This is a genomic window from Shewanella sp. KX20019 (assembly GCF_016757755.1).
Classification (GTDB): domain Bacteria; phylum Pseudomonadota; class Gammaproteobacteria; order Enterobacterales; family Shewanellaceae; genus Shewanella.
The window spans coordinates 4140323-4154469 of the sequence record NZ_CP068437.1 but is presented as its reverse complement, the minus strand read 5'-3'; the positions used below and the strand labels follow the sequence as shown (position 1 = coordinate 4154469).

14 protein-coding genes are annotated in these 14147 nt (G+C 44.3%); 6 read left to right on the top strand and 8 right to left on the bottom strand.

Annotation, left to right across the window (positions count from 1 at the left end):
• The first annotated feature begins 27 nt into the window (after positions 1–27).
• The 4 genes from JK628_RS17980 (at position 28) to JK628_RS17965 (ending at position 2158) form a co-directional block, all read left to right on the top strand.
• On the top strand, positions 28–234 hold the full coding sequence (locus tag JK628_RS17980) for an AbrB/MazE/SpoVT family DNA-binding domain-containing protein (RefSeq protein WP_202286305.1): 207 nt from the start codon (positions 28–30) through the stop codon (positions 232–234).
• A 288-nt stretch (positions 235–522) separates the two neighbouring features.
• A complete protein-coding gene (locus JK628_RS17975; RefSeq protein WP_202286304.1) occupies positions 523–1389 on the top strand; it encodes an alpha/beta hydrolase in 867 nt (288 codons plus the stop codon).
• A complete protein-coding gene (locus JK628_RS17970; protein WP_202286303.1) occupies positions 1386–1946 on the top strand; it encodes a DUF2975 domain-containing protein in 561 nt (186 codons plus the stop codon). The genes JK628_RS17975 and JK628_RS17970 overlap by 4 nt, the downstream gene beginning before the upstream one ends.
• Positions 1946–2158, top strand: coding sequence for a helix-turn-helix domain-containing protein (locus JK628_RS17965; protein WP_202286302.1), 213 nt, complete (start codon positions 1946–1948; stop codon positions 2156–2158). The genes JK628_RS17970 and JK628_RS17965 overlap by 1 nt, the downstream gene beginning before the upstream one ends.
• A gap of 181 nt (positions 2159–2339) precedes the next feature.
• On the opposite strand, the gene JK628_RS17960 is transcribed toward JK628_RS17965, so the two are convergent.
• The 4 genes from JK628_RS17960 to JK628_RS17945 all read right to left on the bottom strand — a co-directional run bounded on the left by JK628_RS17960 (position 2340) and on the right by JK628_RS17945 (position 6139).
• Positions 2340–3380 carry a hypothetical protein gene (locus tag JK628_RS17960; RefSeq protein WP_202286301.1) on the bottom strand — a complete coding sequence of 347 codons (1041 nt, stop codon included), beginning with the start codon at positions 3378–3380 and terminating at the stop codon, positions 2340–2342.
• Positions 3381–3483: 103 nt separating this feature from the next.
• Positions 3484–3963, bottom strand: a complete 480-nt coding sequence (locus JK628_RS17955) for a YbaK/EbsC family protein (RefSeq protein WP_202286300.1) — start codon at positions 3961–3963, stop codon at positions 3484–3486.
• A 114-nt stretch (positions 3964–4077) separates the two neighbouring features.
• Positions 4078–5460 (bottom strand): sensor histidine kinase, encoded by a 1383-nt coding sequence (locus tag JK628_RS17950; protein WP_202286299.1) that lies wholly within the window; start codon positions 5458–5460, stop codon positions 4078–4080.
• Positions 5453–6139: a response regulator transcription factor gene (locus tag JK628_RS17945; RefSeq protein WP_202286298.1), complete on the bottom strand. Its 687-nt coding sequence runs from the start codon at positions 6137–6139 to the stop codon at positions 5453–5455. Before JK628_RS17945 ends, JK628_RS17950 begins: the two co-directional genes overlap by 8 nt.
• A gap of 203 nt (positions 6140–6342) precedes the next feature.
• Between JK628_RS17945 and JK628_RS17940 the strand changes: the two genes are divergently transcribed.
• Positions 6343–7566: a hypothetical protein gene (locus tag JK628_RS17940; protein ID WP_237524054.1), complete on the top strand. Its 1224-nt coding sequence runs from the start codon at positions 6343–6345 to the stop codon at positions 7564–7566.
• Positions 7567–7728: 162 nt separating this feature from the next.
• Here JK628_RS17940 and JK628_RS17935 read toward each other — a convergent pair whose 3' ends face one another.
• From JK628_RS17935 to JK628_RS17920, 4 genes are all read right to left on the bottom strand, one after another.
• Positions 7729–8073, bottom strand: coding sequence for a TM2 domain-containing protein (locus tag JK628_RS17935; protein ID WP_202286297.1), 345 nt, complete (start codon positions 8071–8073; stop codon positions 7729–7731).
• Positions 8074–8378: 305 nt separating this feature from the next.
• The gene (locus JK628_RS17930) at positions 8379–8627 is read right to left on the bottom strand and encodes a YdcH family protein (RefSeq protein ID WP_202286296.1); all 249 of its coding nucleotides are present in this window, start codon (positions 8625–8627) and stop codon (positions 8379–8381) included.
• 172 nt (positions 8628–8799) lie between these two features.
• Positions 8800–10329, bottom strand: coding sequence for a Na+/H+ antiporter NhaC (nhaC, locus tag JK628_RS17925; protein WP_202286295.1), 1530 nt, complete (start codon positions 10327–10329; stop codon positions 8800–8802).
• A gap of 146 nt (positions 10330–10475) precedes the next feature.
• Positions 10476–12851: an aminotransferase class III-fold pyridoxal phosphate-dependent enzyme gene (locus JK628_RS17920; RefSeq protein ID WP_202286294.1), complete on the bottom strand. Its 2376-nt coding sequence runs from the start codon at positions 12849–12851 to the stop codon at positions 10476–10478.
• A 165-nt stretch (positions 12852–13016) separates the two neighbouring features.
• Between JK628_RS17920 and JK628_RS17915 the strand changes: the two genes are divergently transcribed.
• Positions 13017–14096, top strand: coding sequence for a saccharopine dehydrogenase (locus tag JK628_RS17915; RefSeq protein ID WP_202286293.1), 1080 nt, complete (start codon positions 13017–13019; stop codon positions 14094–14096).
• Positions 14097–14147 lie beyond the last annotated feature (51 nt).

Below are 14147 nucleotides of genomic sequence, written 5' to 3'. Positions count from 1 at the left end.
TGTAAGACAGATACATAGGTAATGATTATGACAGAACTCAAGGTTAAAAATGTGGGTAAAGGGTTAGGGCTGGAGTTACCACAAGAGATCGTCGAACAACTGCATTTAGGCGCTGGCGATAATATCAGCTTAGAGAAAATGGCCCATGGCTGTTACCGACTCACCTCAAAAAATGATGAACTGGCGGAGCAGATAGCGTTAATAGAGGGTTATATGCATGAAGAGGATGCTTAGTTCTACTAGGTATCCAAATTAAATTGTTAGCGCCGTAAACTATCAGTTTTTACGGCGTTTAATATTTTTCTAACACCATCGCTCTACTCATTCCCTTCGATGTCATCGGCACGCAAACTTTCCATTAATACCTGTGATTGTAATCTGTTGCTTCAACATCAAAGAGGCCAATTTAAAACTATACTCACGTGTATTCAATTACCGTTTAACGATAATTAATTATTGACTAATGTTAATAGTTTGGGTAGTTTTTAGTGTAAATTAGCTTGAGTTAAATAAGGATGTTAAATGGAGCGCGCTACAAATTACGTTACGCTATTTTTGGGATTATTGATGTTGTCGGCTTGTCAGTCTATTTCGGTGACAGAGGAACACTTTTTATATCCTGATGATTCAATTAGCCAGGCGGATGTCGATACTTGGGAACGACAACAAGCACTAGAACTTATCAGTATTAGCGCGATAGACGGCACTCGATTGAAAGGTGCGCTTATCACACAGCCAAATGCTCGATTTACATTGATATATTTTGGCGGGAATCAGTTTAGATTCGAGTCGCAGGGTGGAGAGTTGGCAAAAATATTGAGTCAATTCGATAATAACTTGCTGATCATGGATCATCGTGGCTACGGGATGAGTAAAGGCGTTCCAAGTATCAGTACATTAGAATCTGATGCGAGCGATATTTACGACTACGTTAAGTCAGCCCCAAGCTTGGCAAAACTGCCCGTTATTGTTCACGGATTATCATTGGGCAGCATGATAGCTGGGAGGCTGGCTAGTCAGCGACCAGTAGATGGGCTAGTTTTGGAGGGCTCAACAACAACGGCTAAGGCGATGATCGACGCGCAAGTGCCATGGTATGCATCGCCTTTCATTGAGCTTGATATTAGCGATGAACTTGCCAATATTGATAATCTGGCTAATATCGAAACTTACTCTGGAGAGTTGCTGGTAATGGTGGGGGAAAACGATAACACTACTCCGGTTAGTTTATCAAAAACCTTGTATGAAAGTGCGGCCACACCAAACAAACAGCTATTTATCGCCACAGGAAAAGGCCATGGTAATGCGATTAAGTCAGCATTATTTTCGGTTCAATATAAGGCATTTATTGAAAAAGTGCTGTTGGCAGGCAAGGCTGAAACATTATGAATAGAATAAAAGTACTGAGCTTGATGGTTAAATTTGGTCTCTATTTTACGTTATTGTCTCTGCTGCTGAGTATAGCGATTGGTGTGTTCCATCAAGATCACCATGTGGTTATTGGTGGAGAAGGTGGCATGGAAGCTTGGCTGGGGCTAGAAGTCGCTGGTAATTGGAGTGTGTTAGCAGAGCAATTAGCATTGCATGGCTTCAACGAAGTGTTGCTAATGGGGTTAATACAGATAATCCCGTTAGTGATTATTAATTGTGTATTATTGCGCTTGTTTAGTTTATACCAGCGGGGAAAAGTGTTTGAATTAGCCAATATTAACTGTTTTCGCTATTTAGGTTGGACCCTAGTGGGGCAATTTTTACTAAACATAATATATCCACCCATATTGAGCATTATTATGAATAATATGTACTCAGAGTTGGCTCTTAAGCGAACCATTAGCCTCGGAGAAAATGACATCGCAATGCTGCTGGTGGGCTTAATCATTATTGTTATTGCTGAAGTTATGTTGCAAGGGTTATTGCTGCAATCAGAACAAGAGTTAACCATATAGTGGCTATCGTGATAGAACTTGATGTGCAGTTGGCTAAACGCAAGATGAAATCAACAGAGCTTGCGGCGGCAATTGGTATCACCCCGCAGAACTTGTCAATTCTTAGATCGGGCAGGGCGAAGGCTGTTCGCTTTTCAACTCTGGAGGCTATTTGTCGCTATTTAGACTGCCAACCAGGGGATATATTGCGCTATCAGGATGATCCTGTATAACGTCAACCTGCTTTAACTTGCCTTTTATTTCGCTCAACGAATGAAGTCTCAGCGACTAAACTCTTTGACATTCAGACGATGAGAATAGCTCAAGTGTCCAACTTCTACATCGACTGTCTATTTCCCCGGTTCTAGCTAAATCCTGCAGCTTCAGGTAGAGCGAGGATAAACCCATTGGCTATCAATTCTTTATCTGCGCTCGTGCCGGTGTCGGTGTTACACATTCGACTTTATATTTAGCCGTTACCGCGGTTTTAGGCTGCGGCGATAATACCTCTAAACGATACCAACCCTGAATGGCGTTATTCGTGCTGGAACCATTAACAGCTAACGTCTGACTCGCTTCTGGTTTTGAAACTGTACGGTGCCAACTTCTGACGGCAAGCGTACCTGCTTTTGTGAACTTGAGTGTGAAGGTTGGCGATATTTTTGCGTCATGACTCACGTATCGATATTTCACCGAGCCAGCGTTATTACTGACTATGCTGCCATTGAACTCGACGCCCGTAGGGCAACTCCCTTTATAGGTGCTAGGCTTCGCCTTGAAGCTAACGTTCTTGATTAGGGGGAGCTGCACCATGGTGGCTTTTTTAGGCTTGGGCTTGGGTATTTTAGTCTCGGCAAGGGCAGAGGAGAGGCAGGCTATCTTTGCGTTCACTTGGGTACTTTTTGACGAGGTATCTGTAAAGCCAAGACCGGTGGGTTTACAGGTTAAATGATAGCCGACAGTAAAAGCCGCTGGATAATTAACCTTGAAGCCTTTCGCCAACAGATGGTACTTACTGAGTGTTGGTTCAGAGGATAGCCGTTTGTTTAATTCATTATTGCATACGGCACTAGGACTAAGATTCTGGCCGTTGGTGTAGCTGTACTGACCTGAAGCCTCTTTGCTATGCGGGATTAAGAAGTTAGCAGGCTCTGCGCTATCACCGACTAGAGAAAATCCTGATACGCTCATCCTGCCTTTATAGGCTTTATTGCCCTTACCTTCATACTTACACTCTGCATTCAAGTTGATTGAGAACCGACTGATCTTGGTTTTATCAATCTTATCCCACTTTTCGCCTGTACTTGAGTAGACGGTAATTGTTGGTGCTTTGCTAAAGCCATTCGGCGCAGAGATAGACAATTTTTTCACTGAATTGGCGTTGGCATTACTAATAATGAGGGCAAACAGTATTGCCACTATGAGCGAAAATGTACTTGGACGTGAACGCTGCATAACAATAGTCCTTATCTAAGAAGCTGGTCAGCATTTACAGGTAGGTATTCATTGGTCGCTATAGGCATTGAGAAGCTTGAGCATGAATAAATACAGCTGGGCGTTAATGGACACTTTGGTAGCTAAATCGTAAGTGTTTAGCATCCTTGATGAGTCGAATAAAAGACTGTCGGCTCATGTGCACCAGGCTGCTGTGGTCGCCCGCTTCGAAGTAGATCTCCTTGGCGTTGACTAATAGGTCATCATAAACGGCTTCTAAGTTATAAACTGCACCAAGGGAGGGGATAGCTCCATTCTCGCAATCATTAAACATTGGGTAGATCTGCTGCTCCTTGAGTAGGTGCAGATCCCGATTTAGCTTGTCTCCGAGCGAACGTAAACTAACTTTGTGATTGGCGGGTAGTACTGCCATTATTTTTCGGCCTTCATGATCTTCTAAAATCACAGCCTTAGCGACCTGGGTTGCAGGCACATGAGCCCCAATGGCTGAGTTTAGTGAGCTTACACTGTGGGGGTGAGAGACAAGATCATACTTGACCTCATTTTCCACAAGGTACTTATTTAATCGGTTTGAAATAGTCATAATATTGCCTCTTTTCACCGACGTGACATTAGCCCTAATTATAGTCCATGCGCTTTGATATTGTGCTGGGAAGCAGTCATTCCCTAGCGGTTGGTTAGCTCTGAGGAAGTTTAGTTAATCTTGTTGATGGTCGTGATAGAAGAGCTGGCAGCTAAAATTAGCACCGCCTAAATGGCCGCGACTGACTGTTAACTTCCCCTGTATGCGTCTTGCAGCTGCTTTGGCAATAGCCAAGCCAAGCCCTAAACCGCCAGTTTGTTGGCTGCGGCTCCTATCCAAGCGTGCAAAGGGCAGAAAGATGGTTTCAAATTGTTGACTATCAATGCCGGGGCCATCATCGTCCACACTGATAATGAGCCTGTTGTGGCTAAAACTGGTTGAGACCTCTACTTGAGTGCTGGCATACATTAGTGCATTTTTAAACAGATTATCAAACATCAGCCGTAAGTAGGCTGGATCACATTCAAACTGAAATGGTTGCAGATTTAAATTTACGATGATTCCATTATCAGTGGTTAATTGTTTTACTCGACTCTGCAAATATTCATCAAGCTTTATGAGCTGCTTGTTTTGGCTATCACCTTGATTTGATGTTGCATTAAGCTTTGAGAAGGTCAGCACTTGGCGAGTTAACTTCTCAATATCATCGATATAGCTGTCGATATCATCCAGTAGTTCTAGCGCTTCGTTTTGCTGGCTGCGTTGGCGCAGTAATCCGGTTGCGAGTTGAATTCGACTCAATGGCGTGCGCATTTCATGGGGAACAGCTTGAGCAAACACTTGATTCTCTTTTACCGTTTCAGTGATGGCATCTGCCATTCGGTTAAAACTGTCTGCTAACTCATTCACTGGCTCGGAGTAGCTTTGATTGGCCCTAATATGGAGATTGCCTTTACCAAACTGTTTATTGGTATCGACAAGTTGATTTATCTGCGTCTGTAATCGATGCACTGAAAAGTATAGCGTAGTGCCTATAGTGATAATCACCACGAGTAACAGTAAATAGGGGATAAATTCTGCGGGATCATCGCGCAATAATTCAATCAAACTGCTGCTCTGTTGACGATAGGGAGCATCAACAAGAAAACTGCTAGGCAGACGATCCGCAATCAAAATACTGCCGTTAGTTTGGTAAAGCGGATAAACAGCCAGCAGCTGCTCATCCGCCAATTGATATATCGATACCCCTGCAATATTACTCAAAAACTCGCAGCTTGAGCAGTCTCGGTCGGCATTCCAGTTTGCTTTCCAAGTCATATCGAATTGAGGATGCAGCCCTTGAGAGTTATTAATATATTGCTCCGCAGACAAGTGGGTGCGTTGGATGTCAGAGGTGACTTCAATAAAAGTTTGATAGCTATCATCATAAAAATCGACCACATCACTTTGCTCTAAAAACTGTTCACTTAAGTACAGAGTTAAGATAATGCTGGCAAACAGTGCCGTCAGCAAACTCAAGTAAAGGCGAGTAAAAAGAGGTGGAAGATAGTTAGCCATTGATCAACATGTATCCTTTGTTACGTATCGTTAATATGGTTTTGTAGGGGGGCGTGTCATCATTGAGTTTTTTTCTTAGTCCTGAGATCCGCATATCAACTGAACGGTCATTAAAATCATAATCTATGCCTCTTAACGCGCGGCAACAATCTTCTCTAGAAACGATGGTGCCAGCATGAGAAGCAAGCAGCAGTAACATATCGTACTCGGCGGTAGTGAGCACAAGTGTTAGATTGTCGTAGCTAACAACTTGTTTATTGGTATCAATATTGAACAGGCCAACTTGTAACTGGTTTTGGCTTGGTGTCACGGGGTGGCTGCGCCTGAGCAAGGCTTCAATTCTGGCCAGCATGACATGGGGGCGAACAGGTTTAGTGAGATAATCGTCCGCACCAAGTTTTAGCAAGCTTACCTCGCTGATGTCATCGCTGCAGGCGGTTAACACCAATATAGGTTCTTGATAGAATTTGCGCAGCTGTTTACAAACTGATACACCGTCTAAGCCTGGCAGCATTAAATCTAGAATGACTAACTCTGGCTGCTCTAGCCGTACTGCGGTTACTGCTTGTAAGCCATCATTGATAATGTGGCTACTGTAACCTTCAGCTTCAAGATACATTGCGGTGAGACGAGAGATCTCTTTATCATCTTCAACAATGAGTATATTTGCTTTACTCACAACTGTTTACCTTAATATTAACTCTACCAATGTATGATAGAAATGCTTCGCTGACGAGTTTGATTTTACAGGATGTTGTCACTAAATACAGTTCGCTTACATGTGCTTACATAGCGTGTAATTTACTTACTTTCTCTTACCCTACGAGCTTGATGGTCATGTTAATTTTACAGCTCAAATCAAAGAGGTATTAGGAGTAGATTATGGTGGCTAAAGTAATATTGGTTGGGGTTGTAACAGCAAGTTTAATGGCCTTAGTGGCCTGTAATTCTGACTCTTCGAGCACGCCTTCCGGTGGCAACAATAATTCAGGAGTTGGACTGTCAGCAGAAATAAAGGCACTCGATATAGAGGCTGTACCTGCAACATTGTCGACGACCTATAGCGCAGCACTTAAATTTAATCGTTATACACAAATTAAAGCGCCCAATGGCAAGCCTATCCATATTATTGCGCAAGACTTGATTAGTGATAATCAGATAGTGCGCTCCCGCGCTATTTTGACCCATTATCTGACCAATTTACCAGGCTCTGAATATGGTAGTGACAAATCTGTTGTGGCCAATAGGATGGCAGATAATGGTGCTATTCTAATACTCCTCAATGGCAGTGATGATGGTAGCAACGCAGCTACAGAGCTAGGCGGACAACCGCTATATCAAAATGAAATTCAAGTTGAAGGTGGCACTTGGTATATCAATCAAAGCTATGAAGAGCATCGTGATGCGAGTTTTGAAGAGATCCTGCATATGATGCATGATTATGGGATCGGGGTAGACCAAAATAGTGAGTTCATAGGCGCCCTGCCTGGCTATCAAGCTGAAATTAGAGCCGCTCAAATCACTGCGTTAAATGACAAGCTGTGGGGTGGGGATGCAAATTGGATCACTGAACTCACTGCTGAAAATAGTTTAACTCAAGAATATCTCGCGTCAGTTATCGATGCTTATTATGGTTTGTGGGGGGCATGGACTGGCAGCGAAACTCACAGTATGTGGGGCGGATATACAGCCAAAACACGCGCTGAAATCAGTAGTGAAGATCCATTAGGTGCTGAGTTGATGCACAATAAATTCTTTCATTCGTACCTGACCTATAATGCCAGAATTGATGCGAGCTTTATGGGTGATTTTAGCCTGAAGTTTAATCGTGACATCGGTTATACCCACCATTCGCAATACCTTAAGGATGTGACGTTAACAGGCAACCTAGATAGCAATGTGGTCGTTAATCAACTAGATAACAATATCACCGGTAATAGTGGTAACAACGGCGTTAAATTTAGCGGTAGTTCATCGCAGTACAGTATTGAAAAGCAAGACAACGGAGCCACGATTATTACCGATATGGTGAGTCATCGAGATGGCATTAATACCCTGAATGGCATTGAAAAGGCGTTGTTTAGCGACAGTAGTACTGCGTTGTAAACACTTGCTGATATGATCGTTTTAATATTTAAGCCGCTTGTCTGAGCGGCTTCTTTGTCAGTGACTAAAGCTTATATGTTTAGTCTATATGCTGTTCGAAGATCATTAGAGACATCAATACAGCATAGAAAACATTGTACTTTTTAGACTAAATGTTACTCGTTAAATGTAGTGCTGACTCTCTCTACGGCAATAACGTTGTTGAAAATTAAAGGGACTCATTTTCAAGGTACGCACAGCATCGACCCAGCCGACCACTATCGGCACTAACGTCCAGCTAAAGACTAAGTACAAGCTGCCCTTCAGGTGTTGACCTAAATAGAACTTATGTAAGCCTAACCCACCGAATAAAAATCCAAACCATATTGCCAGTTTTTGGTTTTTAATGCGGATGTTAGGATCGACGCCAGAGAAGGCTTCTAACCCTTGAACTGCGTGACATTGGGGGCAGGTCACTAGATTAAGGTCGATCTTTTTGCTGCACTGTGGGCAATCAAGGTGTTGCATTGCAAACTCCAATAGTCAATATCGCTAATGGCTTATTATGCGTACATGTGTGCGCTGAAATATAGGTGTGTAGATCACATTAATAAAATAAAGCTGAAAACTTAATCGGTCAGTCACATAACGGCTAGCAATATGTGAGGTAGGGGCATGCCTCAACAACACTCTTGAACTAACGGAAATACAGTTTGTTATTTGAGTCGCTAGAGGGGCTCGCAGCTTTAGCTGTGATAGCGTTGTCGGCGTGGCATTATTTTTATAATGGGGTGAGGCAAAAGGGGGCGGTTGCTTCCCGTCCCCTTACAAGCTTATTCGGCGTGATGATCTTTCAATTTTTGAAATAAGATGTCTTTTAAATTCGCCCGCTGCACTTTGAGCTGATGCATGTGTTCGTCATCGGTCGGACTACCGTCAATTTCTAGCTGACGAATTTCGTAATCTAATAAGTGGTACTGCTTGGATAGTCCTTGAAATTCTTCGTCTTTATGGTTCAAATAAACAATGTCTTGTTTAAATTCTGGGAAATCGAAAATAAGTGCGTGATTCTCATTTAGCATAGGTACCCCTGAACGGTGAACAGAAATTTATAACGTTGTTGTACCAACATTACACCATTATGGATTTTAGCAAAGGTTAGATTTGGTTATTTTAGCGATCTAGTTAACAAAAATAGCGAGCAAATATGCTCGCTATTTTTGGAGGGAATGTCATTTAGCCCCTGTATGTAGCCTATGCTTTAGCCTCAATGAACTCGGGTAGGTCTTCCAGTTTCTCTATCTTGAAATTAAAGTAGGCATAAGTGCCACTGACTAATGGACAAACTAAGTTGAAGAAGGCGTACGGTAGATAAGCAATAGTAGCCACTCCCAATGTACTGGCCATGTAAGCACCACAGGTATTCCAGGGGACGAGTGGACTGGTGATGGTGGCGGAGTCTTCCAATGCTCGACTCAGATTTTTCGCTGCAAGCCCGCGCTTGGTGTATTCAGCTTTTAACATACGACCAGGCAAAATGATGGCAATAAACTGATCGCCGGTAATGAGGTTTGCACCAATACAGGTCGCTAAAGTGGTAATTATCAAGCTACCACTAGAGGTGACTAAGCTCAACATGCTCTGCAAAATACGTTGAAGTAGACCAGTGACCTCCATAATGCCACCAAATGCCATTGCGCAAAGGATCAACCAGACCGTATTGGTCATCTGGCTCATGCCACCTCGACTGAGTAAACTATCGAGCACTTCATCGCCAGTGTTCGCAGTGTAGCCATTAAACATGGCGGTCCAGATCCCTTTGACCATAGCGACCAATGGCGGCAGACTATCATCATTGGCAAAGGTGATGATGCCATCAAACTGAAACAGTGCAGCGCAGATAGCGCCTGCGATGGTACCAAGAATGACCGTGGGAAACGCAGGCATCTTCTTATAAGCTAATACTAAAACCACCAGCAGTGGTAACAAGAGGTGAAGTCCAGGATTAAACTGCTGCTGCAATAGCAACATACTCTCTTGCAAGTCACCAGCTTCTCCGCTCGAAGTACTCGTAAAGCCTAGGATTAGAAACCCTATCAGCGCGATGATAATACTAGGAATCGTGGTCCATACCATGTGCCTGATATGGCTGAATAGATCTGTGCCAGCTACCGCTGGGGCAAGGTTGGTAGTATCGGACATCGGCGACATTTTATCGCCAAAATAGGCGCCACTGATGATAGCGCCGGCGGTGATCTCTACGCTTAACCCCATGGCAGCCGCAACGCCCACTAACGCAATACCAAGTGTGCCAGCTACGGTCCAAGAGCTACCAATACTAATGGCAATAACGGCACATAATAGACAGGCGGCGGCATAAAAATATTCGGGATTGAGTAGTAACATACCGTAGTAGATCATCGTCGGTACAGTGCCAGCGAGTATCCAGGTGCCAATTAAAGAACCAACAGAGAATAGAATGAGTAGCGCCCCGACTGATACGGCGACACTTTTAACGATACCAGCCTCCATCTCCTTCCAGCTATAGCCATTTTTGACACCAACGATGAGTGCGATGCATGCCGCCAATATAAGGGCTATCTGATTAGCCCCGTAGGAGCTATCGGACGAATAGAGGTAAACCGCGGCTGACAACATGGACACAAGTGCAAACACTGGAATAAGCGCATCAAACAGGCTAGGGATCCTCTTAGTCTGCTCATCTTGTTTGGCCTTGAGAGTCTTATTGTGATCTTGCTCTGAAGGTGCTTGATTCGAGGTCATAATATGTTCCTTATTATTTTTAGTGTCGGCGCTTCCTTAACTGCAACAACCATTTTTAAGTAGTTACATTGCAGTGGCCGTATATCCTTGAGCAACGTTTGCCTAAGGCCTTATAAACTAAACAAAAGGGCCTAGGCCTATAGTGATTATTTACTTATTTGAGACAACCCCTGCGTCAGTTGCTCAATGAAGTAATCCACATTGCCTTGGTTAAATACCATCGGTGGCTTAATTTTAAGTACATTACTGAAAGGACCGTCGAGACTCAGTAAGATATGACGCGATTTGAACCATTCAACTAATAGCTTTGCTTTTTCTGTTGCGGGAGTTAATTGCTCGTCCTCTACTAGCTCAACACCAATAAAGAGGCCCAAGCCTCTAATATCACCAATGATGTCGAACTGCTGCTTTAATATCTCTAAACATCTTTGCATATAGTCGCCAGTATGCTGGGCATTTTGCATCATGTTTTCATCATCGATGGCATTTAATACCGCTTTTCCTATGGCACATGAAACGGGGTTACCGCCGAAGGTATTGAAGTACTCCATACCAGTTACAAACGCATCAGCAATCTCTTTGGTTGTGACTACTGCTGCCATGGGATGACCATTACCGATAGGCTTACCTAAAGTGACGATATCTGGTACCACATCTTGAGTTTCGAATGCCCACCAATGCGTACCGACTCGACCAAAGCCAACCTGAACTTCATCGGCAATGCAGATACCACCAGCCTTACGTACCGCGCTATAAACGGCTTTAAGGTAACCATTTGGCATGATTAGATTGCCACCGACTCCCTGCAAAGACTCACAGATATATCCTCCAAGAGGCTTGCCGCTTTGTTGCAGCTGTGCGATCGCCTGTTCTACTGGGCGGGCGTACGCCAGACCCGTTGTGACAGACATGCCCTTATGTTCACCTCGGTAAGGGTCAGGCATGGGCACTACATGAATATGTGCCCCGGCCCCTTCACCACCTGGACCATTAAACTTATAGGGACTTATCTCGATCGCCTTATTAGTATTGCCGTGGTAGGCGCCGTCAACCACCAATAACTCATCCGATTGTGTCTTGCAGCGCATTAACCTCATAGCAAGCTCGTTGGCTTCACTGCCTGAATTAACAAACATGACTACCGATAAGCTCTCTGGAAAGGTCTTGAGCAAGGCTTGGCTGTACTGAATAATATTGTCATTGAGATAACGGGTATTGGTATTTAGCTTAGCCATTTGCGTTTGACCCGCCGCTACAACGGCGGGATGACAGTGACCAACATGGCAGACGTTGTTGACCATATCTAAGTAGGCGATGTTGTTTTCATCAAGTAGAAACTGTCCCTGGCCGCGTTCAATGATCAACGGCTGTTGATATGAGACGCTCAAGGTCTTGAATAGTCGCTGCTCTCGTTGGCTGACAATATCTTGATGTCGTTCAAACTGAGTATTATCCGCAGTAATGGGCGATGGGCTCTTTGATGAAAAACACAGCCGTTGCAACTCGAAACTAGTACTTTTCGCATCCAATTTAAGCAGTGTAGCGATAGCGGCCCATGCAGGTTTAGCGCTTACCATGAGGTAATCATTATCTGGCTCAGCCAGAATAGCCTCAGCGGAGTTACATACACTGACCGCAAGTCGAGCTGCTATTAAAGGTAATAAGACCCAGATCTCAGCGCCATTTAGCGGCCGATATTGGTGATAGGAGAGGGTAATGGCTTTAATTATTTTCAGCGGCGTGTCTGTGCCAAGAATGGCGTAAGCGCAGGCGATAGCGAGTTCATTGACCTGATAGCTATGCACCATATCACCGAAATCGATCAGACCGACAACCTCAGCATCCTCATCTGCACTACTGAGCAGTAGATTATAATCATTCACGTCGTTGTGGATCACGCCCTGTGGCAACTCAGCTTTAAAGGGGCTCACTTGCTGCTCAAACAACGACAGAATAGTCAGTACTTGCTTTCGTCGAGACTGCTCTGAAATCAAATCTACCTTAGCGCGGATCACCGACTCAGCATGTTTAAGATCCCAGTCAAAATGGCGTGATGCCGCTCTATGGGAGAAGCCCTGCAAACTCAAATCTAGTTTAGCCAGCAAGACGCCAAGTTGTTGATGGTGGTGTGTATTGAGTAGCTTGTGTTCGCTATAGAAAGTCCCGGCCACATAGCTCAGCAAGCGCATCTGTCTCGGCCTGCCGTGTTTATCCTGCAGAGGCGTGATTTCATGACCAGATTGATTCTTAATCACTTTAGGTAGCTGGTAGGGCTGAAAGTTTTGTTGGTCGAGGTAGTTCATTGCTGCATTTTGCATATCTAACTCGGCTAGTGATTCATCTGCATTGGCAATTTTAAGGATAAAACGCTTGCCGGCACTATCGCTAAGCAGAAAATTGAGATCATCATAACCAGGCAGAACCTTAACCTCGACAGCTATCTTAAAATGTTTCTGCGCCAGCAGTTTCACGCTGTTTGGAGAATATTCGACGACCTTCGTTTGTAGCGCTTCCATTGCCATTATGCTCCCAGAACCTAATTGTATTGTAGTTGTAGTCGGTATGTTAAGCTTGTGTGTCGCTGAATATTGTATACACTAACTACTTTTCAATAGCAATTTATCACCCATTCACTTTTGAGTGTGTAAACCTTAGCAGGCGGGTAGGCTTGCAGGAGATCTAGCGGTATGACAAAAGTCCATATTTGGTTGCGTGCAGAAACTAAGCCCTTAGAGGAACGCATTGCCTTGACCCCTAGCGTTGCCGAGCAATTATTGCAGGCAGGCTTTAAGATCACTGTCGAAGAGTCGACGCTGAGTGCTATTCCGGCTCAAGCATACAAAGAGATAGGCTGCGACATTAAACCGGCTCATAGTTGGCAAAGTGCCCCTAGTGACACCATCATCCTAGGGCTAAAAGAGCTCAGTGAAGCGAGTTGGCCACTGACGCATCGTCATATCCATTTTGCTCATGTATATAAGGAGCAACAGGGCTGGCAAGAAGTGCTTCGTCGATTTAAATCGGGTGACGGTACGCTATACGATCTTGAATATTTAGTGGATGACAAGCAGCGCCGCGTGGCTGCATTTGGTTATTGGGCGGGCTTTGCTGGTGCGGCAGTGGCTCTCAAAGCATTTGGTCGCCGCCAACAAGTTGATGGCCCTGTGTTGCCTAAACTGACATCTATGCCAAGCAAACAGGCATTGGTCGATGATGTGACAAGTGCCATAAGTCAGCTGTCTCAGGCGCCTAAGGTATTGGTGATCGGTGCAAAAGGCAGAAGTGGTCGTGGCGCTGTCGAGATGGCCAAATGTGTCGGTGCAGATGTGACCGAATGGGATATTGCAGAGACTCAAATAGGTGGCCCTTTCGAGGATATTTTAGATTTTGATGTGCTGGTTAATTGCGTTTTCGTACAGCAAGCCCTGCCACCCTTTATTACCCTGCCAATGTTGAACGTAAATGACATTGACCCACGTCGACTGGCTATCATTTGCGATGTGAGTTGCGATCCATATGGCACATACAACCCTTTGCCGATCTATTCTAGCTGTACCACCTTTGATGAGCCATGCCTGCGTATAGTCGACGGAGAAAATCCTGTCGACTTGATCGCCATCGACCACTTACCTTCGCTGCTACCTGTTGAGAGTAGCGAGGATTTTTGCCAACAGTTGCTACCACACCTGCTGCAGCTCGATGACCTCACCCAGGGCGTTTGGCAGAGAGCTAATCACATCTTCGCTGACAAACTCGGTCAGGTATAACAAGCTAAGCCGATAAATCACATACACATTGATTAACATTAAAGAGATTAC

Bases quoted from the DNA above. Each gene is read 5' to 3' on its own strand.
- nhaC (WP_202286295.1), bottom strand. From the start codon at position 10,329: ATGACCTCGAATCAAGCACCTTCAGAGCAAGATCACAATAAGACTCTC.
- JK628_RS17955 (WP_202286300.1), bottom strand. From the start codon at position 3,963: ATGACTATTTCAAACCGATTAAATAAGTACCTTGTGGAAAATGAGGTC.
- JK628_RS17960 (WP_202286301.1), bottom strand. From the start codon at position 3,380: ATGCAGCGTTCACGTCCAAGTACATTTTCGCTCATAGTGGCAATACTG.
- JK628_RS17970 (WP_202286303.1), top strand. From the start codon at position 1,386: ATGAATAGAATAAAAGTACTGAGCTTGATGGTTAAATTTGGTCTCTAT.
- JK628_RS17980 (WP_202286305.1), top strand. From the start codon at position 28: ATGACAGAACTCAAGGTTAAAAATGTGGGTAAAGGGTTAGGGCTGGAG.
- JK628_RS17915 (WP_202286293.1), top strand. From the start codon at position 13,017: ATGACAAAAGTCCATATTTGGTTGCGTGCAGAAACTAAGCCCTTAGAG.
- JK628_RS17920 (WP_202286294.1), bottom strand. From the start codon at position 12,851: ATGGCAATGGAAGCGCTACAAACGAAGGTCGTCGAATATTCTCCAAAC.
- JK628_RS17975 (WP_202286304.1), top strand. From the start codon at position 523: ATGGAGCGCGCTACAAATTACGTTACGCTATTTTTGGGATTATTGATG.
- JK628_RS17940 (WP_237524054.1), top strand. From the start codon at position 6,343: ATGGTGGCTAAAGTAATATTGGTTGGGGTTGTAACAGCAAGTTTAATG.
- JK628_RS17930 (WP_202286296.1), bottom strand. From the start codon at position 8,627: ATGCTAAATGAGAATCACGCACTTATTTTCGATTTCCCAGAATTTAAA.
- JK628_RS17935 (WP_202286297.1), bottom strand. From the start codon at position 8,073: ATGCAACACCTTGATTGCCCACAGTGCAGCAAAAAGATCGACCTTAAT.
- JK628_RS17950 (WP_202286299.1), bottom strand. From the start codon at position 5,460: ATGGCTAACTATCTTCCACCTCTTTTTACTCGCCTTTACTTGAGTTTG.